Origin of the sequence: Vogesella sp. EB (assembly GCF_001037925.1) — a bacterium.
In the GTDB taxonomy this organism is placed as follows: Bacteria; Pseudomonadota; Gammaproteobacteria; order Burkholderiales; family Chromobacteriaceae; genus Vogesella; species Vogesella indigofera.
Genome location: NZ_LFDT01000018.1, coordinates 1 through 25,183 on the forward strand (window position 1 = coordinate 1; position 25,183 = coordinate 25,183).

The window sequence follows — 25,183 nt, forward strand, 5'->3', positions numbered from 1 at the left end:
ATCCCGCCGCCGCGCGGAAAGCGGCAGATAAAAAATATCCGCGCAGCGGATGCCATATTTCAAAAAAGGTTGGCCGCAAAGCTGTTATCGCTTGCGACAAACCTTGGTCATTCATTCGTGATCAACATTGGGATTTGCAAACGAAGCACAAATTACAGTGCTAAAGATAGCGATTACCAACATATATATCCACATCTTCATTAAATGCCTCTTCAACTATCACTTTATATTTTTGACAACTAGCTGATTTTATGAAGTCCATACTAACACGTACACTATCCTTAGCGACATACCCACCATACATAGAGCTCTTGCCATATACTTGACGTTGATTAGTTTCAAAACTTTCAAAAACCACTCTTCCTTTTGCAGAGTCTCTGCCTAATTCATTCATAATTTTCTCAAGATCACCTGCCGATGAATAAAATTTAAACTCGATTAGTGGTGCGCCTGAAAAAAATCTTGTAGGGCAATGATTAATATAAAAAACACCATATTTATTTTTAGGTATCTTTATTGTTTCATAATCAGAGGCGCATGCTGTACAAAAAAAAGCAAACACCAAAATCCTTACCATCCAAATAACCACCACATCAAAATAATTTCTCATTCCAACCTCAAAAATATATTATTACAGTGGGAGTGACCAACCAATCGCTAGTAACCCGCCTTGAGATTTACCCCGCACCTACCCGGATGCGCCTGCAGCTTATTCTGGCTACACGTTTCACCCGCCCGAAAAACGGTGCAACGCCTCGATAAAGCCGGGGTGTTGCACCCTACGGTTCTCACTCCAATATCACCAGCCAAAACCGAACCGACGCTCCCATCACCGTTGGCGCAAGCCGTGGAAACGGCCGCCAGCCCGGAAACAAGCCGCCCTCTTTTGAGCGCAGCGGATGGGCGGCGCCGGGATGGCGGCAGTTTTCACGGGAATGCTTGCGCCTTCGGGTCGCCTTTTCTTTGGATACTTTCTTTTGGTCGAAGCAAAAGAAAGTATCCCGCCGCCGTGCGGAAAGCGGCAGATAAAAAAATATCCGCGCAGCGGATGCCATATTTCAAAAAAGGTTGGCCGCAAAGCCCATGACGGCTTGCGGCCAACCTTTCCAATTCATTGCGATAAAAAATTGGGCTTCACAAGTTCAGTCCGGCTTACCGTGTCTTACGTTAGCATTTAGAAGCTCAACTACTCGATTAGCCTGATATATAACGTTATCTGGTTCAAATGAATTCACATCAATCAGTGCCTCCATGTAAAACCGGCCACCCATATCTGAAGTTACTTCAAAAATTTTATTCTTAATATTTGATTTTCTCACCAGAAAACCATGTTTTTTCGAAAAAATAGCCCATCCAATAGATGTTTCATTATTTCGTTCTTTGTACAAAGAATAATATTCTGTTTCTTCAATCTTCATGTAATAGCCAAGACTATATTCAAATCTAAAATTTCCAATTTGTATTCTAAAAACATCATCCTTATTGCGGCCATCACCACACACAAAATTACGGGTAGATCGATCAAGCTCGGCATAAAAAGATATCATTGACTCCCCTTGAAAAGGGAAATTACAATTTTTCACTTCAATAAATAAAGAGGAGTCACCATTCAGCTTAAGAACAACTGGTTCAACAGGGTTTTTACTACATGCCATAATTGAAAAAGTAATTATCAAAAATAATATCTTATTAATTGCTCTCATTACTTCTCCATAAGCAGGGTAGACTGGACTGAGCCTGCGAAACTCAATGTTTACCGCGCCATGCTCATCAAGTGTTGATCTTGGCTATGTGCTGCGCCAACCTACAAACCCGATCATCATACGGCAAGACAATGACAAAAGGGCAAGCCATCCGGCTTGCCCTTGTTCTACGTCATCAAAACCCTGCGACCAACGTTGGCCGCAATCCCACCCAAATTACGACTGCGGCCGCTGCTTGAAGAAGGTAATCGGTGCCGTCGCCGGGATCTCGGACGGCGGCGGTGTCTTCAGGATGTGCTTCTTCATCTTGCCCATCACGTGCATCTCGCACGGGCGGCATTCGAATTTCAGGGTGTAGGTCTCGTCGCCGGATTTCAGCACCATCGGGTCGGCGCGCACCTGCCCCATCACGCCCTTGACGCCCTTGGCCTGCTTCGGACACAGGTTGTAGGAGAAGCGCAGGCAGTGCTTGGTGATCATCAGGCTGACTTCGCCTTCTTCCTGGTGCGCCTCGTAGGCCGGCTCGATGACTTCCACGCCGTGCAGCTTGTAGAAATCCCAGGCCTTGGCGTTGTAGACGTTGGCGAGGTAGCTGAGGTTTTTTTCCGGATACGGTACCGGCGGCTCCACCGGCGCCTTGCGTGGCTGACGTGGCCATGCGGCGATGCGGGCGGCTTCCAGTTTTTCCACCGCGTCGCGGCGCAGCGCATTGATCACCGATGACGGCACGAACCACGGCTGCGCCAGGTTCAGCGCCACGTCGTTGGCCACGAACATGGTGTTGCCGAGCTTGGCGACGGCGTCGCGCAGGCTGGCCTCGGCGCGGGCGGCGTCCTTGGCTGGCTCCAGTGCCAGTGGCGCGTGGGCGGTGGCGCTGCAGCCGTCCTCGTCGGTGATGGTCAGCGCCAGGCCGTCGCCGGTTTCGTCCAGGTTCAGCCATACGCCGATACGGCGATCAGCCGATTTTTTCAGCAGCGACAGCTCCCAGGCGTGGTCGCGGTTGCGGCTGATGCGGGTGCCGGGCTTGAGGCCGGCCAGCACCGCCGGGTCGTTGGGCACGCAGCGCCACAGCAGCTCGCCGCCCGGCACGTGGCCGATCTGCTTCACGGTGTTGAGCTGCATGCCGACGACTTCGCGCTTCTTCATGTAGTTGATGCCGTCGCCGTTGGCCATGCTGTCTGCGGTGGCGATTTCCAGCCAGTTATCGCCGACCTGGTGCACGCTGCCCAGCTCGACGCCGACGAATTTCGGCGAGTCGAAGGCGCCGATGTCGATCTTGCGGCCGGTGGCGAAGTAGTCGGTGGCGCCGCGGTGGAAGGTCTTGTCCGGATCGGGCGCGAAGTAGATTTCGCTGCTGCCGCTGGAGGCGCGCGCCAGTTCCGGCCGGCGCTCGATGATTTCGTCGAGCAGCAGGCGGTAGTGGGCGGTGATGTTCTTGACGTAGCTGACGTCCTTGTAGCGGCCTTCGATCTTCAGCGAGCGCACGCCGGCGTCGAGCAGCGCTTCGAGGTTGCGACTCTGGTTGTTGTCCTTCATCGACAGCAGGTGCTTGTCAAACGCCACCACGCCGCCGCTCTCGTCGGTGAGGGTGTAGGGCAGGCGACAGGCCTGCGAGCAGTCGCCACGGTTGGCGCTGCGGCCGTTGTCGGCGTGGCTGATGTAGCACTGGCCGGAGAAGGCCACGCACAGCGCACCGTGGATGAAGTATTCGATGGCGGCCGGGTCATGCCCCTCGGCCACGGTCTGCGAGATCTTGGCGATCTGCGGAATGGTCAGCTCGCGCGCCAGCACCACCTGCGAGAAGCCGGCATCGGACAGGAAGCGCGCCTTGGCGGCGTCGCGGATGTCGCACTGGGTGGAGGCGTGCAGCTGGATAGGCGGCAGGTCCAGCTGCAGGATGCCCATATCCTGCACGATCAGCGCGTCGACACCCGCGTCGTACAGCTGCCAGATCAGCTTGCGCGCGGCGTCCAGCTCGGCGTCGTGCAGGATGGTATTGAGCGTGGTGAAGATGCGCGCGTGGTAGCGGTGGGCAAACTGCACCAGCTCGGCGATCTCGGCCACGCTGTTACAGGCGTTGTGCCGCGCACCGAAGCTGGGACCGCCGATGTAGACGGCGTCCGCACCGTGCAAAATCGCCTCGCGGCCGATGTCGATGTTCTTGGCGGGGGACAACAGCTCAACCTGGTGCGGCAACAGACTCATGAATACTTCCTGCGGTGGGTGGGGGCAAGGCGCGGAATGATAGCAGAATCAGGCACTTGGGTGGGATCGATGTTGCGGCCAACCTTGGCCGCAAGGCCGCGCGGCCAGACAGGCCAGACCCGGGGATGACGCGCGGTCATCCCCGGGTGCGGCGGCGGTGACGGCGGTTAGCCGATGACGCGGAAAATTTCCCAGCGCTGGGTGCCGGACACCACGTGCGGCTCCAGCGCCTTGCTCCACGCCGCGTGCTCGGGCAGGGTGCCCAGCTTGTGCCAGGCGGCGTCCAGCTCGGCCAGATCGGCGATCTCGATTTCGGACAGGATGGTGGATTCCTTGGCGCCGATCGAGCCGTTCAGCAGCCGCACGCGCTGCGGCGTCCAGCCGGCCTGCGAGCCGATGTCGCGCAGCCAGCGCTGCATCTCGGCGATGACTTCCGGTTTGTGGCCAAACTTGGCCTCGATACTCCAGCGGGCGATCATCATGACGGGTCTCCTCAACGACTGTGATAACCCAGCATAGACCATGCCGCCGCGACACCAAACGTTGGCCGCAGCCATCGGCAAGCCGTTGATCTGGCTGTCATTTATCGCCGACGCAATGCTAGTAGCCTCGGCGCCGGATGGCGGCCTCAGCCGCGTTGCTGCAGCAGTGTCGCCAGGGTATCGACCGCGTCCGACCATTCCGCATCGCAGGCCAGCGACTGGCGCAGGAACGCGGCCTGGCTCGCGCTCCAGAACGGCGCCTCCGCCAGCACCACATGCTCCGGCAACGGATGGCTCTGTACAAACTGGTTGATCGCCTTGGTGCTGTTGTCCAGCCCGAGCTGTGCAAACAGCTCGGTCAGTTCGTGATGCCCGGTATCCATGATCGCCGCCTCCCGCGCTGGAAAATTCATCAGTTCAGCTTAGACCGTGGCGGAAAAATTGCCGCACTGTGGCGTGCGCGATCACGGCCGGAAGCAGGCGATCAATGCCAGCCAAGGTTGGCCGCAATACGGCGACGAGCAGCGGTCGGCTGTGGATAAGTCAACACTGGCGGCGCGTGGCGGCAAACAGCAGTGCGAGCATTGCCACGCGGTAGCGGTAGCGGCAACGCGCTTGCGGCTGTCGCTTGGCCGGTGAGCCGCATTTTGCGGCCGCTCCGGTGGCCAATGCCGTTATCCGCCACAGCTGACACCAGCCCCGCGCGCTGGCTCCCGTCAGCGGCCTGGCTATTCACAGCATTAAAATACGCCATCAGTAGCCATAAGCCGTTAACGAGACAGCATCGTGCAACATAAACGGCGACAACATTGCCATCCACCGTAATGTCCGCAGCCGTCCGCCGCACTGACCACGGCACGGGTGACGGCAACAATCCGCCACGCCACGCTGCGGCGAGCCACCGCAGCAACGGGTGGTAGCCCCCCTGCACGGCGCCACAATCGCCCGCCACACGCCTGGCAGCCGTTTCAGTCAGCACGAGGTGTCAGCGGCAGCGGCAGCCGCTGGCGCCCCGTTTACGTCTCCGCAGCCGCTATCACCCCCGTTTGCCAGCGCGGTGTTGCGCTGGCGGGCTGTGGACAACTCAGCGCTGGTGGTAGTCGCGATACCAGTCGACAAATGCCTGCATGCCGTCGCGCAGCGGCGTGTCCGGCGAGAAACCGACCGCGGCACGCAGCCGCGCGGTGTCGGCGTAGGTGACCGGCACGTCGCCGTCCTGCATCGGCAGGTACTGCTTGACCGCCTCGCGGCCGCAGGCGGCTTCGGTGGCCTGGATGAAGTCCATCAGCGGCACCGGCTTGTGGTTGCCGATGTTGAACACCGCAAACGGCACGTCGCCGCTGGCCGGATGCGCCATCACCCGCAGCACGCCCTCGACGATGTCGTCGATGAAGGTGAAATCGCGCTGCATCTGGCCGTGATTGAACACCTTGATCGGGTCGCCGTTGAGGATGGCCTCGGTAAACAGCCACGGCGCCATGTCCGGGCGGCCCCACGGGCCGTACACGGTGAAGAAGCGCAGGCCGGTGATCGGCAGCTGGTACAGGTGGGCGTAGCTGTGTGCCATCACCTCGTTCGCCTTCTTGGTGGCAGCGTAGAAGCTGACCGGCTCGTCGACGCGGTCGTCTTCGCTGAACGGCACCTTGGCGTTCTTGCCGTACACGCTGGAAGAGCTGGCGAACACCAGGTGCTGCACCGGGTAGCGGCGGCAGGCTTCCAGCATATTGGTGTGGCCGACCAGGTTGCTCTGCGCGTAGACGTGCGGGTTGTCGATGCTGTAGCGCACGCCGGCCTGGGCGGCGAGGTGGATCACGTAGTCCGGGCGCTCGGCGGCAAACAGCGCGTCGATGGCGGCCCAGTCGGCGATGTCCAGCTTGTGGAAAACAAACCCGGCACGGCCCTGCAGCGTGGCGAGGCGCGCGTGTTTCAGCGCCACCGCGTAGTAGTCGTTGAGGTTATCCACAGCGATCACTTGCACATCGCCGCGATCCAGCAGTTTTTCACATACCGCGCGGCCAATGAAACCGGCGGCACCGGTGACCAGTACTTTCATCGTCATTTTTCCTGTGGGCGAAGCCGGTGCAGTTCGATCAGCTTCGCGTATTTGAGATAACTGTTGAAGCAGCCAATGCTGATGTGGACAAGTCCGGGCAGGCCGTCGCGAAAACCCTGGCGCAGCAGGTAAAACTTCACGAAGCGCAGCAGCGGACTCAACACCAGCTTGGCAATCCCCACCTTTTTCCCGCGCTGATACAGCGTTTCCGCCTGCAGGCTGGTGTAGCGGTTCTGTTTGTCGAGGTACAGCGCGATGTCTTCGCCGGATTCGTGCATCAGGTCGCCGGTCAGGGTGCCGACTTCGCCATTGGCGATCACGTACTCGTGCACCACGTCGTCGGACCAGCGTGCCTGGCGGCGATCGAACAGCCGCAGGCTGTAATCGGGATAGCCTTCGCCAAACTTCAGGAAGCGGCCCATGAACTTGTTACTGCGTGCAAAACGGTAGGCGCCAAGCGCCGGATTGTGCAGCAAGTTGCTGATTTCATGGCGCAATTTTTCCGACAACCACTCATCGGCATCCAGACACAGCACCCAGTCGTGGCTGGCCTGCTGTACCGCGAATTGCTTCTGCGGACCGAATCCCAACCACGGTTGGTGGATAACTTTTGCCTTATAGGCAGAGGCTATTGCCAATGTCCTGTCGGTGCTACCCGAATCCACCACCACGATCTCGTCGGCAAAGGCACAGCTTTGCAGACATTTTTCCAGCAGCGCTTCGGCATTTTTGGTGATCAGAACCACGCTAAGTTGGCGCGACATTCTTTCTAGTACTTTCTAGTTATATAAAGGATAAGGATAGTAGAAGGCAGTGCCGGTCTGTGGATAACACAATAAAGACGTTTTTTTTCAATGACTTGAGATGTTGCCTAGCTTGTCGTTGCCGCAGCTGGAATGGGGTGCATCAGTTGTGGACAATTTTGCCATCTTGCCGTGCTGCCCGCTTATCCACAATCTCTTGCCAGCAATGACGCAAACAGTGTTTCCAGCCGTTTGGGTCTGCACCTCATCTTTTCATTGTTTGCCTATTTTAAATATGAAGATACTGATGTAGTGGACACTTTTCTGTGGATAACCCGCTATTGACCAATGTTTTCAACAGTTTGCCCTGTTGGGGGCTGGGTCTTTGAAGGGCCTGCCAGCAACAGGACAGCTTGTGGACAGTTTTGGCGATATTTATCCACTTCCAGTTATCCACAAAGCGGTAGCCCTGATTTTACTTGGTTAACCACAGGGCTGCCCGTAAAATCCGGCGCATGAAAAACGTCCTGTTGCTGCGCACATCGTCGATGGGCGACCTTATCCACACCTGGCCGGCGCTGACCGATCTGGCACGTCACCGCCCGGAGCTGAGCGTCAGCTGGCTGGCGGAAGAAGGCTTTGCCGACATTCCCGGCCTGCATCCGCTGGTGAGCCGCACCATCCCCATCGCATGGCGACGCTGGCGCAAGGCCTTGTTCAAGGCCGCCACCTGGCGCGAGATCGCGACCTTGCGGCATACATTGGCCGCCACGCGCTGGGAGCTGGTGCTGGACGCGCAGGGGCTGTTGAAGAGTGCCATTCCCGGTCGCTGGGCCAACGGCCCGCTGGCCGGCTACGACCGCGCCAGCATCCGCGAGCCGCTGGCCAGCCGCTTTTACGAGCGCCGCTACGCGGTCAGCCGCCAGCTGTCGGCGATCGAACGCAACCGCCAGCTGTTCGGCGCCGCCTTCGGTTACCGGCCCGAGGGCGCGCCGGTGTTCGGCATCCGCTGCGGTGAACGACTGGCGTGGTTGCCGGCCGGCGACTACGCGGTGCTGCTGCACGCCACCAGCCGCGACAGCAAGCTGTGGCCGGAGGCGCACTGGATTGAGCTGGCACAGGCGCTGCAGAATCAGGATCTGGCCATCGTCATTCCGTGGGGCAGTGCGGCGGAGCAGCAGCGTGCGCAAAGGTTGGCCGCGGCCATCCCTGGCGCCGTGCTGGCGCCGAAGATGAACCTGCGCGAGGCGGCGGCACTGCTGGGCCACGCCGCGGCGGTGATCGGCGTCGATACCGGGCTGACTCATCTCGCCAACGCGCTGGATGTGCCGCTGGTGGCGATCTATACCGATACCGACCCGGCGCTGACCGGGGTGGTGGAAACCGCGCGTGCGGCCAACATCGGCCGTGCCGGAGAAATCCCGACGGTGGACGCGGTGCTGGCGCTGCTGGCGCGGGTACGCGGCGCATGATCGCTCGCGCGCTGTACAGCCTGCTGTGGCCGCTGGCGACGCCGCTGCTCAGGCGCTACCTGCGAAAACGCGCGCGCCAGGCGCCGGCCTATCTCGAACACTGGGACGAGCGCTTCGGCGACCTGCTGCCGCAGGCCGGTGGCGAGGTGATCTGGCTGCACGCGGTGTCGGTGGGCGAGACGCGCGCGGCACAGCCGCTGGTGGCCCGTTTGCGGGAACGGTATCCGCAGGCGCGTTTCGTCATCACCCAGATGACGCCGACCGGGCGCGCCACCGCCGAGCAGCTGTACCCCGACGCCGAGGTGCGCTACCTGCCGTACGACAACGCGCGGGTGATGCGCCGTTTCGTCGCCGCGCTGCGGCCGCGCTGCCTGATCCTGATGGAAACCGAGATCTGGCCCAATCTGCTGCACGCTTGCGCACAGGCCGGCGTACCGGCCTTTCTGGTCAATGCCCGGCTGTCGGAAAAATCGCTGCGCGGCTACCGCCGTATCGGTGCGCTGATCCGCCCGGCGTTGCGCCAGTTGCGCGCCATCGCCGCGCAGAGCGAGGCCGACGCCGCACGGCTGGGGACGCTGGGGGCGGGCAATATCCGCGTGTGCGGCAATACCAAGTACGACTTCACGCCGCCATCGGCGCAGCTGGCGCTGGGGGCGCAGTTTCGCGAACGCATCGGCCAGCGGCCGGTGTGGCTGTGCGCCAGCACCCGCGACGGCGAGGAAGCGCTGATCCTGGCGGCGTGGCGTGCGGCCAAGGTGGGCGACGCCTTGCTGCTGCTGGTGCCGCGCCATCCGGAGCGTTTCGCCGGCGTCGCCGCGCTGGCGGCGGAGCAGGGCTTTGCCGTGCAGCGGCGCAGCGACCTGCTGCCGGTTTCATGTGAAACACAGGTGTGGATCGGCGACAGCATGGGCGAGCTGTTCGGCTATTACGCCGCCGCCGATGTCGCCTTTGTCGGCGGCTCGCTGCTGGATTTTGGCGCGCAGAACCTGATCGAGCCGGCCAGCATCGGCGTGCCGGTGTTATTGGGACCGTCGACCTATAATTTTGCCGAGGCCAGCCAGTTGGCGCTGGCTGCCGGCGCAGCGCGGCAGGTGAGCGATGCCGGCGCCCTGGTGGCGCTGGCCTTGCAACTGCTGGCCGACGCGCCGCAGCGCGCGACGATGCGCGACGCCGGCCTGGCGTTTACCGCGCAGCATCGTGGCGCCAGCGCCCGCATCGTCGCGCTGCTGGCCAGCCAGCTCGATCCATAGCCAAGGAGGCCGTCATGGCAGTGATTACCCAGTCTGACCCGCTGCTGGACGGGATCCGCACGCCACGGCTGGTACTGGTGGCGCCGCAGGCGGGCGACGGCGCGGCGCTGTTCCAGGCCATCGTTGCCTCGCAGCACGAGTTGCAGGGCTTTGCCGCCGATCTGCCGTGGTCGCAGCCGGTGCTGGACGTGGCGCTGGTGGAGCGCTACTGCTACGAGGTGCAGCGCAACTGGCAGCGCGGCGACAGCAAAGTGGCGCTGCTGTGGCTGGGCGACGAGGTGGTCGGCTGGCTGCGCCTGCAACACCAGCCGGACGAGTCGTGGCTGCTGCAGTTCTGGGGTCACAGCGACTGGCAGGGGCAGGGGCTGTTTACCGAGGCGGTGGAACGCATGCTGGTGCTGGCCTTCGGCCACTACCAGGTGCGCGACATCCGCGTGCCGGTGGCCGACAGCCAGCAGGCGGCACATCGCCTGTGCGCGAGGCTGGGGATGCGGCTGCTGTCGGCTCCGCCGCCGGGTGAGGCGGGCGGGCCGTTCCTGTACGGTGTCGCGCTGCACTGACGCGGGCTGCCCACTCCGCCAGCACCATGAAAAAACCCCCGCCGCGTGCCACGCGACGGGGGTTTTGCTTGCGGCCAACCTTGGCCGCAGCGGGCGGCTTAGAACGTGTTCACAACCTCGCGAGCTAGAGCGAGACAAGGCGAAAACGGCTGAGGAAGTGGAGTTGACATGGGGTCAATGAGCACTCCGAAGGCGTTTTTAACGCCGTACGCCTGCGCACTGCAGATCGTGAACAGGTTCTTAGTGGCCGCCGCCTTTCACCAGCTCCTCGACCACTTTCTTGGCGTCGCCGAATACCATCATGGTCTTGTCCATGTAGAACAGCTCGTTGTCGAGGCCGGCGTAGCCGGCGTTCATCGAGCGCTTGACCACGATCACGGTGCGCGCCTTGTGCGCTTCCAGAATCGGCATGCCGTAGATCGGGCTGGCCTTGTCCTTCTGCGCCGCCGGGTTGACCACGTCGTTGGCACCGATCACCAGTACTACGTCGGTATTGGCGAAGTCGGAGTTGATCTCGTCCATCTCCTGCACCTGTTCGTACGGCACTTCAGCCTCGGCCAGCAGCACGTTCATGTGGCCCGGCATACGGCCGGCCACCGGGTGGATGGCGTAGCGCACATTGACGCCTTTCTCGTGCAGCAGCTCGGCGAATTCCTGCAGTGCATGCTGCGCGCGCGATACCGCGAGACCATAGCCCGGCACGATGATCACGCTGTCGGCGTTGCCCATCAGGAAGGCGGCGTCCTCGGCAGAGCCGGACTTGTAGTGCTTCGGCCCGCCGGCATCGCTGCTGCCGCCGCTGGTCGCCTCGGCACCGAAACCGCCGAGCAGCACGCTGACGATGGAGCGGTTCATCGCCTTGCACATGATGTAGGACAGGATGGCACCGGAGGCGCCGACGCAGGCACCGGCGATGATCAGCACCGGGTTGTTCAGCGTGAAGCCGATACCCGCCGCCGCCCAGCCGGAGTAGCTGTTCAGCATCGACACCACCACCGGCATGTCGGCGCCGCCGATCGGGATGATCAGCGTCACGCCCAGCACCAGCGCGATGGCGACCATCGCCAGGAAGGCGGCGTGGCTGTCGCTGACGAAATACAGCACGCCGAAGCCGACCATCGCCAGTGCCAGCACCAGGTTCAGCAGATGCTGGCCGCTGAAGTTGATCGCCTTGGCGCCGAACTTGCCGGACAGCTTGCCGTAGGCGATCACCGAGGCGGTGAAGGTGATGGCGCCGATGAAGGCGCCGATAAACAGCTCCACCTTCTGCACCGCGGTGTGTTCGACACCGCTGTGGAAGATGGCGGCCACCGCGATCAGCACCGCGGAGAGGCCCACCAGCGAGTGCATCGCCGCCACCAGTTCCGGCATGCCGGTCATCTGCACCGTCTTCGCCTTCCAGGCGCCGATGGCGCCACCGGCGGCGATGGCACCGATGATCAGCGCCAGCACCGGCTTGTCCATCACCATGAAGGTGGTGGCCACCGCGAGCAGCATGCCGATCACGCCGTAGCGGTTGCCCTGGATGGCGGTGGTGGGCGACGACAGACCCTTCAGTGCCAGGATGAACAGCACCGCCGCGACCAGATAAAGTATTGCCGAGAGATTTTCCATCGTGTGTCCCTTATTTTTTCTTCTTCTTGAACATGTCGAGCATGCGCTGGGTGACCAGGAAGCCGCCGAAGATGTTGATGCTGGCGAGGAAGATGCCGATGGTGCCCAGCACCGAGGTCACGCTCAGCTCGCTGCCATTGATGTCCACCACCTGCAGCATGGCGCCGACGATGATGATGCCGGAGATGGCGTTGGTGACGGCCATCAGCGGCGTGTGCAGCGCCGGGGTGACGTTCCACACCACGTGGTAGCCGACGAACACGGCGAGGACAAAGATGGTGAAGCTGGTGATGAACGGATCAACCATGAGAGGTCTCCTTCTTGGCGGCTGGGGCCACGTTGGCCGCAGGGAAGCGCACTTCGCCGGCGTGGGTGACCAGGGTGGCTGCCAGCAGGTCGTCTTCCAGATTGAGGGTGTAGCCTTCCTTGCTCAGCATCAGGCCGAGGAAGGTGAACAGGTTCTTCGCGTACAGGCTGGAGGCGTCGGCCGCCACCAGGGCCGGCAGGTTGGTGCTGCCCACCACGGTGACGCCGTTGTCGGTGGTGATCACCTCGCCCGGCACCGTTTGCGCGCAGTTGCCGCCGGCTTCGGCGGCGAGGTCGATGATCACGCTGCCCGGCTTCATCGCCTGCACCACCTCGGCGCTGATCAGCGTCGGCGCCTTCTTGCCCGGAATCAGCGCGGTGGTGATGATGATGTCGGCCGCTCGCGCGTGCTTGGCCACCAGCTCGGCCTGCCGCTGCTTGTAGTCGTCGGACATCTCCTTGGCGTAGACGCCGTCGTTGGCTTTTTTCTCCTCCTCGCTCATCGGCACTTCGATGAACTTGCCGCCCAGCGATTCCACCTGTTCCTTGGTCGAGGCGCGTACGTCGGTGGCTTCCACCACCGCGCCGAGGCGCTTGGCGGTGGCAATCGCCTGCAGGCCGGCGACGCCGACACCCATGATCAGCACCCGCGCCGGTTTCACGGTGCCGGCGGCGGTCATCAGCATCGGCATGAAGCGCGGGTAGTAGTGGGTGGCCAAGAGCACCGCGCGGTAGCCGGCGATGTTGTTCTGGCTGGACAGCACGTCCATGCTCTGCGCGCGGGTGGTACGCGGCAGCAGCTCCATGGCAAAGGCCGACACTTTCTTGGCCGCCAGCAGCGGGAAGGTGTCGTTGTGGTACGGCGCCAGCTGGCCGATCAGCACCGCGCCGTCCTTCAGCTCGGCAATGGCATCGGCGGGCAGCGGGCGCACGGTGAGCACGATGTCGCCCTGGCCCAGCGCCGCGGCGCGCGATGCGGCCAACGTTGCGCCGGCCTCGACATAGGCCGCATCCGGTGCCGCGGCATGCCGCCCGGCCCCGGCCTCGATCACCACGGAGTGACCCATGGCGACGAGTTTCTTCACCGTTTCCGGTGTCGCGGCCACGCGGTGTTCACCTGCCAGCCGTTCGGCGGCAATAGCGATTTGCATGGTCTTCCTTTCTGCAAATGTTGAATGAAAAATGTAAAAACGACAGAGATAGCGAACGCCCGTGCGAGGCTTAATTTCGAACGAGCGTTTGAATTGGTAATTAATCACAAATTTGTGATTTGGCGCAATGCTTTTACATAAAAGCGACATCCGGTTGCCGGCGTTGGCCGCCGGGCACGTTGCAGTTGGCTATAGGAATACTGTCTGACAGTTTTTTAATCAAATGATTTGACGATGTATTTTCATCAATCACGGCTTGATAGCACACAACTGTTGCCATTTTTGTACGTTGCTGCGGGGCAACATCCGGACGCCGTGGCGATGCTTGCCGCCGGCCGGCAGCCAGGGTTGGCCGCATTTCTCATGTCAAAACGATTTATTGCGCCGCAATAGCCGTTTCAGTAAACCGTTTTGCCTGCCATGCTGTAAACAAGGGCTTACGCTTAAGGGATAACGCTAAGCGCCACTGACCAAACCCCTGATCCTGCGTTGTGCCGCCTTGCCGTACGACTGGTACTGTCAGAGTCGGCGCGCCTTGGCTCAGGTGCGCTGCGAGGTTTTGTTAGCGGTGCCAAGTCGCCGACCGGCGACATTCTCACGACAAGGAGACGCTCATGCATTGGCCTTATCCGGTGGGGTTTGCCCACCGCCTCGGTGGCGCGCTGGCGCCGGAAAACACGCTCGCCGGCCTGCTGTTGGCACACCGGCTGGGGGTGACGGCGGTGGAGTGCGACGTGCAGCTCAGCGCCGACGGTGTGGCGGTGATCGCCCACGACGCCGAGCTGGAGCGCACCACCAGCGGCAACGGCGCACTGGCGGCGCACACCGCGGCAGTGCTGCTGCAGCTGGATGCCGGCCGTCATCACCATCCGGCGTTTGCCGGCGAGGCGCTGCCCAGCCTGCAGCAACTGGCCGCCACGCTGCGGCGGCTGGGCATGGCGGTCAATCTGGAGCTGAAGCCGGCTGGCGACGCGCGACAGATGGGGCAGCTGTGCGCGGCGCAGATCCGCCAGCACTGGCAGGGCGCGGCGCTGTTGCCGCTGGTGTCGTCATTCAGTGCCGAGGCGCTGGCCGGGGTACGCCAGGCGGCACCGGAGCTGCCGCTGGCGCTGCTGGTGGAAGAGCTGAACCCGGCGCTGGTGGCACAGGCGCAGGCGCTGGGTTGCCGGGCGCTGCATGTCTGCCACCGTGCGCTGAGCGCGGAGTGGGTGGCGCAGCTGCACGGCCTCGGCCTGGCGGTGATGGCGTGGACGGTGAACCAGCCGCAGGAGATGCAGTGCCTGCGTCAGTGGGGGGTCGACATGCTGTGCAGCGACCGTCCCGACCGCTTCGACCCGGCGTGGGCGGCCTGAACGGCAGCGCCGTCCAGAATGCGCCGCACGCTGCCATCGCGCAGCATCTGCTGTAATTGTGCCGCCAGTCGCGGTTTGGCGGCCTGTACCGCCGGCGACAGCCGTGACAGCGCGATGCGGCGCGGCAGCTCGCCGGGAAACTGCAATTCGGCGCGGCGGTACTGCCTGGCGCCCAGCTCCCGGCTCAGCTGGCGGCCCTGTTGTGCATTGATCAGCAGCACGTCGAAACGCTTCGCCGCCAGCTTGCGCAGCGCCAGCCTGGCACTGGGCGCGGCATCGCGGCGCATCAGCCTGTCGTCATCAAAACGCTGGAAATAGCTGGCGCCTTCCACCACCCCGACACGCAGCGCATACAGGTCGTCGTAGTGCCGGATCGGGCGCGGATCGTCGTGCCGTTGCAACACCATGGTGGCGGTAGGCGGCGCGAACGGCGGGTCGAGGAAATCCAGATAGCGGTCGCGTTCGGCATTGCCGCGGATGCCGATGCTGAGATCGGCCTGGCCGCGCTGCAGCAGCGCCAGGCAGCGTTGCAGCGGGCAGTGCACGATGTCGAGTTGCACGCCGCTGCGCCGTGCCAGCTCCTGCAGCAGCACGGTATAGGGGCCGCCCGGCTTGCCGTCGGCGTCCACGGTCTTGTACGGCTCGAAACGGCTGAAGGCGTACACCAGCGTCGGGGCGGGCGTGATGGCGGCACTGGCGGGCGGGGCCAGCCACAGCAGGGGCAGGGCAAACAGCAGGGTGCGGACGATCATGGGCAGGGGCTGGGCAAGGGTTGGCAACGTGGCGTGTTGCCTCCCGCCGTGGCGGGAGGGTACGCCGTGGCACAGCGTAACACGCCGTACCGGCTTGCCGACGGCAACGTATCTCTTTGACATGGTTGCGGCCAACCCCGGCGCGGATGCCGGCGTTGATATTGGCGCTGACGTTGGCCGCGGGCGGCCACGACGGCCGCGCCCGCGCCCGTTACTGCCTCAGCCGGCCGACCACACCACCGGGAACCAGTCCTCGCGCAGCCGTTCGCCGTGGCGCTGGTTGATGCCGGGGAAGGGCGGCGAGGTGCGTCCCGGGCGTTCGACGAAGCACACGTCGTCGCCGAGGAAACGGGCGGAGAAGGCGCGGCGGCGGTTGCCGCCCTGGTTGCCGGCGGCGCCGTGCACGGTGCGGAAATCGAACAGCACCGCGTCGCCCGGCTCCAGCTCCGGCGCCAGGATGGTGTAGCTGCCGTCCTCCACATCCGGCATCTCCATGTAGTCATCGTCGCCGGCGAAGAAATTCTCGTTGCTGGCCCAGCGCTTGGGGCGCACCAGCTTGGGCCAGCGGTGCGAGCCGAGCACCACGCGCAGCGTGTTGTCCTGCGTCACCGGATCCAGCGGAATCCAGTAGCTGGCAGTCTGCGCGCCGTCGACGCAGTAGTAGGGGATGTCCTGATGCCACGGCGTGGCCTTGGCGGTACCCGGCTCCTTCACCAGGATGTGCTCATGGAAGATCTGCACCTGGCGCGCGCCCATCAGCTGCCCGGCCAGCGCCGCCGCCGGTGACTGGTGGATGAAGCGGGAAAACGGTTCGATACGCTGCCAGTTGCAGTAATCCTCGAAGAAACGACCACGTTCATTGTTGCCGACATTCTCGATGGCGAACGGGCCGGGGGCGGCCAGTACCTGTTCGAAACCGTCGCGCAGCGGTTCTATCCAGTCGCGGAACACGCCGCGCAGTACGATGACGCCGTCGCGCTGGAACGCCGCGATCTGTTCATTACCGATAGTGACTGCCTGCATCTGTGACTCCTTGCTTGCGGTGGGGAATGCCGGGTTGGCCGCCTCAGTATCGGATCTGGCGCTATCATAATAAAAATATATATTTCCTATTTTTCATTATTGGAAAACATGATCAATTTCTCGTTGCGCCAGCTGCAGTACTTCGTCGCCACCGTCGAGCATGGCGGCGTCAGCGCCGCCGCGCGCGCCTGCCACGTGTCGCAACCGTCGGTGTCGCTGGCCATCGCGCAACTGGAGACGGCGCTCGGCAGCGCGCTGTTCCGCCGCCAGGCCAGCCGCGGCGTGGAGCTGACCGCCGCCGGCCAGCGCGTGCTGGCGCAGGCGCGCGATATCCTCGGCCAGGCGGCGGCCCTCGGTGCAGGCGCCAGCAGTGGCGAGCTGCGCGGCCAGTTGTCGCTGATCTGCTTCCAGGATCTCGGCCCCTACTTTGCGCCGCGGCTGCTGGCCGGTTTTCGCGCACGCCATCCGCAAGTGGCGGTCACGCTGCTGGAAGGCGATCTGGCCACGGTGCAGCGCGCGCTGCGCAGCGGCAAGGCGGAACTGGCGCTGACCTACGAGCTGGCCATCGACGCGCAGATGGCGCGCTGCACGCTGGCCGAGCTGGCGCCGTACGCGCTGCTGCCGGCCGACCATCCGCTGGCGGCGCAGGACAAGGTGTCGCTGGCGCAGCTGGCCGCCCAGCCGCTGGTGCTGGAGGACATCCCGCACACCCGTGAGTACCTGCTGTCGCTGTTCTGGCAGCAGCAGCTGACGCCGCGCATCGCACAGACGGTGCAGAGCTTCGAGATGCAGCGCGGGCTGGTGGCGCACGGCCAGGGTGTGGCGCTGTCGTGCACCCGCCCGGCCGGCGACTGCAGCTACGACGGCACGGCCATCGCCTGCCGTCCGCTGGCGGAAGCGCTGCCGGCGCAGCGGGTGGTGCTGGCGCAGGCAGCGGGGGCGGAGGCGTCACCGCTGGTGGCGGCCTTTGTCGCGTCGGCGCTGGCGGTGGGCTGAGGCAGGGCAGACAGAAACAATCCGCCACGCGGGCGGATTGCTGGTCAGGGAGGCGCCGCCGCGGGGGCGGCGCGGGATGGCGGTGGCTTAATGCAGTGCCGGCAGGCCATGGTCGGCGTGCAGCATGTGCAACAGCTCGCTGGTGTGGCGGCTGGACAGCTGCGGCAGGCGGTGCGACAGCAGGCCGTTGCTGATGGCATGAAACAGCGCACGGCTGTCGCCGCTCAGGCTACGCAGCTCGGCGAAGCCCAGCGTTTTCACGCCCTGCCGCGAACCCATCATCAGCCAGAAGCCGGCCAGCACGGCACGGTCGCGCCCGCCGCGAATACTCTTCAGTTTTGCCATTATCTCGTTTTCTGTCATAGCCGGACCTCAGCGTGATGGCAGGCGTGGGTGCCTGCGGCTGCCGCATCATCATGATGCGGCAACGCCGGGCCCGCAGCGGGCCCGACAGCCACACTGCGCCGCCCGCTGGCGGCGGTCGGTGCGCTAGCCCGCATAGCGGCGCCGCGCAGCGGCAGACAGCAAACACCCGCCATGGCGGCGGGTGCTTGCGGGGTACGGTTGCGGCAGGGCGGGGCGCTTACTTGCCGATGCAGAAGCGCGAAAAGATGACGCCGAGCAGGTCGTCGGGGGTGAAGCGGCCGGTGATCTCCGACAGCGCGTTCTGTGCCATGCGCAGCTCCTCGGCGAAGATCTCCACCTGCTGCCAGTCCTGTGCGGCGAGGTCGAGATGGCCGGCGGCGCGGGCGATGGCGTCCAGATGGCGTTCGCGCGCCAGAAACACGCCCTCGCTGTCGCCCTGATAGCCGATCATCTCCAGCAGCAGCGCGCGCAGGTCGTCGACGCCGGCGTGGGTGCGGGCGGACAGGCGCACCACCGGGTGGCCATCTTCCTCGCTGCGGCCAACCTCGCCGCCGGACAGGTCCACCTTGTTGAACACGTGCACGCGCGGCAGGCGCGGCGGCAGCTTGCCGAGAATGGCCTCGACCTCCGGCACGATGCCGTCGCGGCTGTCGACCAGCACCAGCGCCACGTCGGCGCGTTCCACCGCCTGCCAGGTGCGTTCGATGCCGATTTTCTCCACCACGTCGTCGGTGTCGCGCAGGCCGGCGGTATCGATGATGTGCACCGGCACGCCGTCGATGACGATCTCCTCGCGCACGGTGTCGCGGGTGGTGCCGGCGATGTCGGTGACGATGGCGATGTCGTCGCCGGCCAGCGCGTTCATCAGGCTGGATTTGCCGACGTTGGGCTGGCCGACCAGCACCACGTGCATGCCTTCGCGCAGCAGCGCGCCCTGGCGGGCGGTGGCCTGCACCTTGCCCAGCTGGCCGCGCAGGCGCTGCAGCTTGCCGACGGCGTCGGCTTTTTCGAGGAAGTCGATGTCTTCCTCGGGGAAGTCCAGCGTCGCCTCCACCAGCATGCGCAGCGTGATCAGCTCGTCGACCAGGGTGTGGATCTCGCCGGAGAAGGCGCCCTTCAGCGATTTCAGCGCGCTGCGGGCGGCGCTTTCGCTGGCGGCGTCGATCAGGTCGGCGACACTCTCCGCCTGCGCCAGATCCAGCTTGTCGTTGAGAAAGGCGCGCTTGGTGAATTCGCCGGGTTCGGCGAGGCGCGCGCCCAGCTCGACGCAGCGCGACAGCAGCATCTTCAGCACCACCGGGCCGCCGTGGCCCTGCAGCTCGATCACGTCCTCGCCGGTAAAGCTGTTCGGGCCGGGGAAGTACAGCAGCAGGCCGTTGTCGATCGGCGTGCCGTCGGCGGCGACAAAATCGGTATAGGTGGCATAGCGCGGCTTGGGCGTCTTGCCGCCGCTGAGGGCCTGGGCCAGCGGCAGCAGCGCGCGGCCGGAGATGCGCACCACGCCGACGCCGCCGCGGCCGGGGGCGGTGGCAACGGCACAGATGGTGCTGGGAGTGTAGGCAAGGTTCATCGCGGGGTCCGTCGGGTCGGTTGCTTGCGGCCAACGTTGGCCGCAAGGCGAAGGTGTCGAGGCAAGCGGTGCGCGCTTGGCTGGAGACCCTCAACAAGGCAAAAAGCCCGGCCATGACGGCCGGGCTTTGATTTTACGCCAGCTTGGCGGCTGCTTACGATTGCAGTGCCAGTTTGCGGGCTTTTTCGATGCTCTGGTTCACATACCACTGCTGTGTGATCGACAGCAGGTTGTTGACTACCCAGTACAGCACCAGGCCGGCCGGGAAGAAGAAGAACATCACCGAGAACGCTACCGGCATGATCTTCATCATCTTCGCCTGCATCGGATCGGCCGGCGGCGGGTTGAGGAAGGTCTGCGCGAACATGGTGATCGCCATCAGCGCCGGCAGGATGTAGTACGGGTCCGGACGGGCCAGGTCGGCGATGTACAGCCAGTCAGCCTGGCGCAGCTCGACCGAGGCCAGCAGCGCCCAGTACAGGCCGATGAACACCGGGATCTGGATCAGCATCGGCAGGCAGCCGCCGAGCGGATTGACCTTCTCGGTCTTGTACATTTCCATCACCGCCTGCTGGAACTTCATGCGGTCGTCGCCGAACTGCTGCTTCAGGTTTTCCAGACGCGGTGCCAGCACCTTCATCTTCGCCATCGAGCGGTAGGAGGCGGCGGTCAGCGGATAGAACACCGCCTTCACGATCAGCGTCAGCAGGATGATGGCCCAGCCCCAGTTCTGCACCATGGAGTGCAGCTTGGTCAGCAGCCAGAACAGCGGCGAGGCGAAGATGTGCACCATGCCGAAGTCCTTGGCGAACTCCATGCCGTCGGCCACCTTGGTAATGGTGTTGTACTCTTCCGGGCCGGCGTACAGCGGTACCGTGATGCTGGCGCTCTGGCCGGCCGCGATCGGTGCCACGTTGACCATGGCGGCGGCGGAGTAGGCGCCGTTCTTCGGTTCCAGCTGGAACTGGCAGGCCTGCGCGTTGGCGCATACCGATTTGCCGTCCAGCGGTTTCAGGATCCAGGCGCTCATGAAGTAGTGCTGCAGCATCGCTACCCAGCCGTTGTCGGCGCTCTTCACGTACTCGGCCTTGCCCTTGTCCAGATCGGAGAAGGCGACCTTCTGGAAGGTGCCTTCGGTGGTGTAGACCGCCGGGCCGGTGAAGGTCTGTGCGAAGCGGCTTTCGCCTTCCGGTGCCTTGCCGTCACGCAGCAGGCGGAAGTAGGCGGTGCTGGCCAGCGGCGTGGTGCCGGCGTTGACGATGTCGTAACGCACATCGATCAGGTAGCTGCCCTTGTGGAAGGTGTACACCTTGCTCACCTTGACGCCATTGGCTTCCGGCGCGGTCAGCTTGATCTCGACCTTGTCGCCTTGCAGCGTGTAGGCGGTCTTTTCGGCGCTGAACACGGTCTTGTGGGTCGGCAGCGCGGCGTTGCCGGCGGCGATCAGGCCGGTCTGCGCCACGTACAGGTGGGCGCCCTTGTCGGTAAACAGCTCGAACGGCTTGCTGGCGTCTTCCGCCGCATTGTGCTTGAGCAGTTGCAGGCTGCGCAGATCGCCACCGGTGGTGTCGATTTCGGCCTTGACCAGGTCGGTGGTGACGGTGATGCGCTGGCCGCGGCTCAGGCTGCTGCTGTCGGCAGGCTGGGCGACGTTGCTGGCGTTGGCGGCAGGGGTATCGCTACTGCTCGCGGCTGTGCTGGCTTGCTGTGTCACGGCAGGCTTGGCGACGGGTTTCGGCGCAAAGTATTCTTGCCATAGCAACAGGATGCTGAATGACAGCGCGATAAAGATGATCAGTCGTTTGGAATCCATCTTACTTACCGGAAAAGTCAGGGAACCGGGTCATGGCCGCTGCCACCGAGCGGGTGGCAACGACTAATCCGTCGTATCGCTAGCCAGCTGCCCTTGATCACGCCGTGCTTTTGCAATGCCTCGATGGCATAGCCGGAGCAGGTTGGCTGATACCGGCAACGCGGCGGCAGCCAGGGGCTGATCGCCAGCTGGTAAAAGCGGATCAAGAGGACGAAGAGTCGCGACATCGGGCTAGTTTAGCAAAGAGCGCAGCCAATGCCTTTACCGCTTCGTGATATTCGCCGCGATAGTAGGCCTGGCGTGATCTGACGACAAAATCCATCGGCGGCAGATCATGACGGTGCAGCCGAAACCACTCGCGCACGGTGCGCTTGATGTAGTTGCGGCGGTTGGCGCGTTTGGCCACCTTCTTGCCGACCACCAGACCGAGACGGGCGTGGGTCAGACCGTTCGGGCGGGCATACACCTGGAACAATTGGTTACTGCGCGCGTTGCGCAAATGAAAAACGGATGAGAACTCATCCGTTTTTAAAAGCCGGTGCGCACGGCGAAATGTGTTGTCCAAGCGTTATACAGCCAGACGCTTGCGACCTTTGGCGCGACGGGCGGCCAGAACGGCGCGACCACCACGGGTCTTGGAGCGAACGAGGAAGCCGTGGGTACGCTTGCGGCGGGTAGTGGAAGGCTGGTAAGTACGTTTCATGATAATTTTCCTGTTTCGAAACGGAAATAAACGCGTGATTACATAGATAAATGCCGGAATTGTCAACCTAATTAACAGTTTGCGGCCCCGATTGTTGGCGATGCTGTGGTGCGGGCGGCGATCCGGCCACTGTCGTTCGCCATCGTTGCGGGCGGCGGCGATATTTTGCCGGTGCTGTGGATAACTTTTGGCAAAGCCAGTAGAATGTATCGCTTGTGACCCTGTCCACCGGACGGCATCGGCAGCGCCGGATCGCCGCCCGCCAGACACCAGAGACAGGGCGACTCCACACCAAACATCGTGACTGCCGCCCGACACCCGCCGCGCGCGCAGCCTCCCCGCCGCCCCCGAACTACCCGTTAGTCTGCGGCGGCATTTCGTTTTTAACATGAAGCATTGATGACTGAACCGGAAAACTTCTGGCCTGCGTGCCTGACGCGTCTTGAGGAAGAACTGTCCTCGCAGCAATTCAACACCTGGATCCGCCCGCTCTCTGCCGAGGCCGGCGACGAGGGTGTGGTGCTGTACGCGCCAAACCGCTTTATCCTGCAGTTCATTAAGGATCGTTTCCTCGCGCGCATCGAGGCGCTGGCGATCGAACTGCTGGGCGAAGTGTCGGTGGAGCTGCGCATTGGCGCCGCCGCCGGGGCACCGGTCGCGGTGGCGCGTCCGGCGCCGGCCAGCAGTGCGCCGCGCAGCAACGGCACCCCTGCCGCCAGCGTCGATGTGGAAAGCGCGGTGGCCAAGGTCGCCGCCAACGCCCCGGCGGTAGCGCCGACGGCGAAGCAGACCGCGGTCAAGGCCATTGGCGGCGGCCACGAGAGCACCCGCCTGAATCCGAGCTTCACCTTCGACACGCTGGTCACCGGTAAGGGCAACCAGCTGGCGCGCGCCGCGGCGATGCAGATTGCCGAGAACCCGGGCGACCCGGCCTACAACCCGCTGTTCGTGTACGGCGGTGTCGGTCTCGGTAAGACGCACTTGATTCAGGCCATCGGCAACCACGTCTACCTGAAGAATCCGCAGGCCAAGATCCGCTACATCCACGCCGAGCGTTATGTAGCCGACATCATGCGCGCCTACCAGCACAAGGCCTTCGACGAGTTCAAGCGCTACTACCATAGCCTGGACCTGCTGCTGATCGACGACATCCAGTTCTTCGCCGGCAAGAACCGCACCCAGGAAGAGTTCTTCTACGCCTTCAACGCGCTGATCGAGGGCGGCAAGCAGGTGATCATGACCTGCGACAGCTACCCCAAGCAGATCGAGGGCATGGAAGAGCGCCTGATCTCGCGCTTCAGCTGGGGCCTGACCGTGGAAATCCAGCCGCCGGAGCTGGAAATGCGCGTCGCCATCCTGATGAAGAAGGCCGAGGCCGACAATACCAAGCTCGACCACAACGTCGCCTTCTTCATTGCCCAGAACGTGCGCAGCAACGTGCGCGAGCTGGAAGGCGCGCTGAAGCGCGTGGTGGCCTACGCCCGTTTCAGCAACCAGAGCATCACCATGGAGCTGGTCAAGGAAGCGCTGAAGGACATCCTCGCCGCCGGCAACCGCCAGGTCACCATCGAGACCATCCAGAAGACGGTGGCCGACTACTACAAGATCAAGCTGTCCGACATGCACAGCAAGAAGCGCTCGCGTGACATCGCGCGGCCGCGGCAGGTGGCGATGACGCTGGCCAAGGAGCTGACCTCGCTCAGCTTGCCGAACATCGGCGACGCCTTCGGCGGCCGCGACCACACCACCGTGCTGCACGCCTGCAAGACCATTGCCGAAATGCGCGGTAATGACAGCGAAATCGCGCACGATTACGATACGTTGCTCGCGATGTTGCGCAACTGATTCATTTGATAACGACACTGTAACCCTTCGGGAGTCCGCACATGCTGATTCTGCAAGCCGAACGCGATGCCCTGCTCAAGCCACTGCTGGCTGTTACCGGCATCGTCGAGCGCCGTCACACCCTGCCCATTCTGTCGAATGTGCTGATCGAAAAACAGGCAGGAGCCGTCAGCTTCCTGGCGACCGACCTGGAAATCCAGATCACCACCGCCAGCCCGGACGACATCGCCGGCGACGCGTTCCGCCTGACCACCTCGGCGAAAAAGCTGCAGGACATCCTGCGCGCCATTCCCGGCAACAGCATGGTCACGCTGGAACAGCAGGACGGCCGCCTGATGCTGAAGGCCGGCAAGAGCCGCTTCAACCTGCAGACGCTGCCGGCGGACGACTTCCCGCTGCTGTCGGCCGGCAGTGCCGCGCAAGCCAGCTTCAGCCTGAGCCAGCGCGACCTGAAGCGCCTGATCTCGCAGGTGCAGTACGCGATGGCGGTACAGGACATCCGTTACTACCTCAACGGCCTGCTGCTGCAGACCGAGGGCAACCAGGTGCGGCTGATCTCCACCGACGGCCACCGCCTGGCGTTTGCCAGCGCCGACATCGAGGCCAGCCTCGACAAGGCCGAGGTGATCCTGCCGCGCAAGACCATCCTCGAGCTGTACAAGCTGCTGCAGGACAGCGACGAGACCATCAACATCGAGCTGCTGTCCAACCAGGTGCGCTTCAGCTTCGGCAACACCGTGATCATCAGCAAGGTGGTCGACGGCAAGTTCCCCGACTACAACCGCGTGGTGCCGCTGGATAACGACAAGATCTTCCTGATCGAGCGCGTGACCTTCCTGCACGCGCTGCAGCGCGCCGCCATTCTCGCCAACGAGAAATTCCGCGGCGTGCGGCTGGTGCTAAAGCCGGGTGCGATGTCGATCCTGTGTACCAACAGCGAGCAGGAAGAAGCGCAGGAAGAACTGGAAATCGCCTACCAGGGCGGCGAGCTGGAAATCGGCTTCAACATCAACTACCTGCTGGACGTGCTGACCAACCTGTCGGCCGACACCCTGCAGATGGCGTTTGGCGACAGCGTGCGCTCCACGCTGGTCACCATCCCCGACAACAGCAACTTCAAGTATGTCGTGATGCCGATGCGCATCTGACGACAGGCCATCCGCCGCCGGCAACGGTGGCGGGCGGCATCGCACTGCGGCCAACCTTTGTCCAGCGTTGGCCGCA

General features: G+C 63.1%; 25 protein-coding genes. 7 read left to right on the plus strand and 18 right to left on the minus strand.

Annotation, left to right across the window (positions count from 1 at the left end):
- Positions 1-160: 160 nt before the first annotated feature.
- From ACG97_RS17625 to ACG97_RS11205, 7 genes are all read right to left on the minus strand, one after another.
- Positions 161-610 (minus strand): hypothetical protein, encoded by a 450-nt coding sequence (locus ACG97_RS17625; RefSeq protein WP_156168019.1) that lies wholly within the window; start codon positions 608-610, stop codon positions 161-163.
- Between the two features lie 532 nt (positions 611-1,142).
- Positions 1,143-1,703 carry a hypothetical protein gene (locus ACG97_RS17630; protein WP_156168020.1) on the minus strand — a complete coding sequence of 187 codons (561 nt, stop codon included), beginning with the start codon at positions 1,701-1,703 and terminating at the stop codon, positions 1,143-1,145.
- 216 nt (positions 1,704-1,919) lie between these two features.
- Complete coding sequence (locus tag ACG97_RS11185) at positions 1,920-3,908, minus strand: U32 family peptidase (RefSeq protein WP_047967450.1); 1,989 nt, start codon at positions 3,906-3,908, stop codon at positions 1,920-1,922.
- Positions 3,909-4,075: 167 nt separating this feature from the next.
- Positions 4,076-4,390: a hypothetical protein gene (locus tag ACG97_RS11190; protein WP_047967451.1), complete on the minus strand. Its 315-nt coding sequence runs from the start codon at positions 4,388-4,390 to the stop codon at positions 4,076-4,078.
- 146 nt (positions 4,391-4,536) lie between these two features.
- Positions 4,537-4,803 (minus strand): DUF2789 domain-containing protein, encoded by a 267-nt coding sequence (locus ACG97_RS11195; RefSeq protein ID WP_238377323.1) that lies wholly within the window; start codon positions 4,801-4,803, stop codon positions 4,537-4,539.
- 671 nt (positions 4,804-5,474) lie between these two features.
- Complete coding sequence (locus ACG97_RS11200; protein ID WP_047967452.1) at positions 5,475-6,443, minus strand: NAD-dependent epimerase; 969 nt, start codon at positions 6,441-6,443, stop codon at positions 5,475-5,477.
- A 2-nt stretch (positions 6,444-6,445) separates the two neighbouring features.
- A complete protein-coding gene (locus tag ACG97_RS11205; RefSeq protein WP_047967453.1) occupies positions 6,446-7,207 on the minus strand; it encodes a glycosyltransferase family 2 protein in 762 nt (253 codons plus the stop codon).
- A 494-nt stretch (positions 7,208-7,701) separates the two neighbouring features.
- On the opposite strand from ACG97_RS11205, the gene waaC reads away from it, so the two are divergent.
- Genes waaC through ACG97_RS11220 form a run of 3 tightly spaced genes read left to right on the plus strand, consistent with a single transcriptional unit; the run spans position 7,702 to position 10,468 of the window.
- Positions 7,702-8,658, plus strand: a complete 957-nt coding sequence (waaC, locus tag ACG97_RS11210; protein ID WP_047967454.1) for a lipopolysaccharide heptosyltransferase I — start codon at positions 7,702-7,704, stop codon at positions 8,656-8,658.
- Entirely contained in the window at positions 8,655-9,908 is a 1,254-nt protein-coding gene (gene waaA / locus ACG97_RS11215; RefSeq protein WP_047967455.1) for a lipid IV(A) 3-deoxy-D-manno-octulosonic acid transferase, read from the plus strand. Before waaC ends, waaA begins: the two co-directional genes overlap by 4 nt.
- A 14-nt stretch (positions 9,909-9,922) precedes the next feature.
- Positions 9,923-10,468, plus strand: coding sequence for a GNAT family N-acetyltransferase (locus ACG97_RS11220; protein WP_047967456.1), 546 nt, complete (start codon positions 9,923-9,925; stop codon positions 10,466-10,468).
- A gap of 240 nt (positions 10,469-10,708) precedes the next feature.
- Here the strand turns inward: ACG97_RS11220 and ACG97_RS11225 are convergent, their stop codons facing one another.
- From ACG97_RS11225 to ACG97_RS11235, 3 genes are read right to left on the minus strand one after another with little or no spacing between them, the layout of a single operon-like run.
- The gene (locus ACG97_RS11225; RefSeq protein WP_047967457.1) at positions 10,709-12,082 is read right to left on the minus strand and encodes an NAD(P)(+) transhydrogenase (Re/Si-specific) subunit beta; all 1,374 of its coding nucleotides are present in this window, start codon (positions 12,080-12,082) and stop codon (positions 10,709-10,711) included.
- Between the two features lie 10 nt (positions 12,083-12,092).
- Entirely contained in the window at positions 12,093-12,389 is a 297-nt protein-coding gene (locus tag ACG97_RS11230; protein WP_047967458.1) for a proton-translocating transhydrogenase family protein, read from the minus strand.
- Complete coding sequence (locus ACG97_RS11235; RefSeq protein WP_047967459.1) at positions 12,382-13,539, minus strand: Re/Si-specific NAD(P)(+) transhydrogenase subunit alpha; 1,158 nt, start codon at positions 13,537-13,539, stop codon at positions 12,382-12,384. The genes ACG97_RS11230 and ACG97_RS11235 overlap by 8 nt, the downstream gene beginning before the upstream one ends.
- 614 nt (positions 13,540-14,153) lie before the next feature.
- Between ACG97_RS11235 and ugpQ the strand changes: the two genes are divergently transcribed.
- Entirely contained in the window at positions 14,154-14,891 is a 738-nt protein-coding gene (ugpQ, locus tag ACG97_RS11240) for a glycerophosphodiester phosphodiesterase (RefSeq protein WP_047967460.1), read from the plus strand.
- Here the strand turns inward: ugpQ and ACG97_RS11245 are convergent.
- Positions 14,825-15,643, minus strand: coding sequence for an ABC transporter substrate-binding protein (locus ACG97_RS11245; RefSeq protein ID WP_047967461.1), 819 nt, complete (start codon positions 15,641-15,643; stop codon positions 14,825-14,827). The genes ugpQ and ACG97_RS11245 overlap by 67 nt on opposite strands.
- A gap of 219 nt (positions 15,644-15,862) precedes the next feature.
- A complete protein-coding gene (locus ACG97_RS11250) occupies positions 15,863-16,666 on the minus strand; it encodes a phytanoyl-CoA dioxygenase family protein (protein WP_047967462.1) in 804 nt (267 codons plus the stop codon).
- 108 nt (positions 16,667-16,774) lie between these two features.
- Here ACG97_RS11250 and ACG97_RS11255 point away from each other — a divergent pair, with 108 nt between their 5' ends.
- Positions 16,775-17,662 carry a LysR family transcriptional regulator gene (locus tag ACG97_RS11255; protein WP_047967497.1) on the plus strand — a complete coding sequence of 296 codons (888 nt, stop codon included), beginning with the start codon at positions 16,775-16,777 and terminating at the stop codon, positions 17,660-17,662.
- An 87-nt stretch (positions 17,663-17,749) separates the two neighbouring features.
- On the opposite strand, the gene ACG97_RS11260 is transcribed toward ACG97_RS11255, so the two are convergent.
- The 6 genes from ACG97_RS11260 to rpmH form a co-directional block, all read right to left on the minus strand.
- A complete protein-coding gene (locus ACG97_RS11260; protein ID WP_047967463.1) occupies positions 17,750-18,007 on the minus strand; it encodes a hypothetical protein in 258 nt (85 codons plus the stop codon).
- A gap of 238 nt (positions 18,008-18,245) precedes the next feature.
- Positions 18,246-19,598 (minus strand): tRNA uridine-5-carboxymethylaminomethyl(34) synthesis GTPase MnmE, encoded by a 1,353-nt coding sequence (gene mnmE / locus ACG97_RS11265; protein ID WP_047967464.1) that lies wholly within the window; start codon positions 19,596-19,598, stop codon positions 18,246-18,248.
- A 154-nt stretch (positions 19,599-19,752) separates the two neighbouring features.
- Complete coding sequence (gene yidC / locus ACG97_RS11270; RefSeq protein WP_047967465.1) at positions 19,753-21,411, minus strand: membrane protein insertase YidC; 1,659 nt, start codon at positions 21,409-21,411, stop codon at positions 19,753-19,755.
- A gap of 17 nt (positions 21,412-21,428) precedes the next feature.
- A complete protein-coding gene (gene yidD, locus ACG97_RS17285; protein WP_082133746.1) occupies positions 21,429-21,638 on the minus strand; it encodes a membrane protein insertion efficiency factor YidD in 210 nt (69 codons plus the stop codon).
- Positions 21,614-21,976, minus strand: a complete 363-nt coding sequence (gene rnpA, locus ACG97_RS11275; RefSeq protein ID WP_047967466.1) for a ribonuclease P protein component — start codon at positions 21,974-21,976, stop codon at positions 21,614-21,616. The genes yidD and rnpA overlap by 25 nt, the downstream gene beginning before the upstream one ends.
- A 3-nt stretch (positions 21,977-21,979) precedes the next feature.
- Positions 21,980-22,114 (minus strand): 50S ribosomal protein L34, encoded by a 135-nt coding sequence (gene rpmH / locus ACG97_RS17290; protein ID WP_008955801.1) that lies wholly within the window; start codon positions 22,112-22,114, stop codon positions 21,980-21,982.
- A 399-nt stretch (positions 22,115-22,513) separates the two neighbouring features.
- Here rpmH and dnaA point away from each other — a divergent pair, with 399 nt between their 5' ends.
- Together dnaA and dnaN are read left to right on the plus strand one after the other, a co-directional pair.
- The gene (gene dnaA, locus ACG97_RS11280; RefSeq protein ID WP_047967467.1) at positions 22,514-23,959 is read left to right on the plus strand and encodes a chromosomal replication initiator protein DnaA; all 1,446 of its coding nucleotides are present in this window, start codon (positions 22,514-22,516) and stop codon (positions 23,957-23,959) included.
- A 41-nt stretch (positions 23,960-24,000) separates the two neighbouring features.
- Entirely contained in the window at positions 24,001-25,107 is a 1,107-nt protein-coding gene (gene dnaN, locus ACG97_RS11285) for a DNA polymerase III subunit beta (protein WP_047967468.1), read from the plus strand.
- Positions 25,108-25,183: the final 76 nt, after the last annotated feature.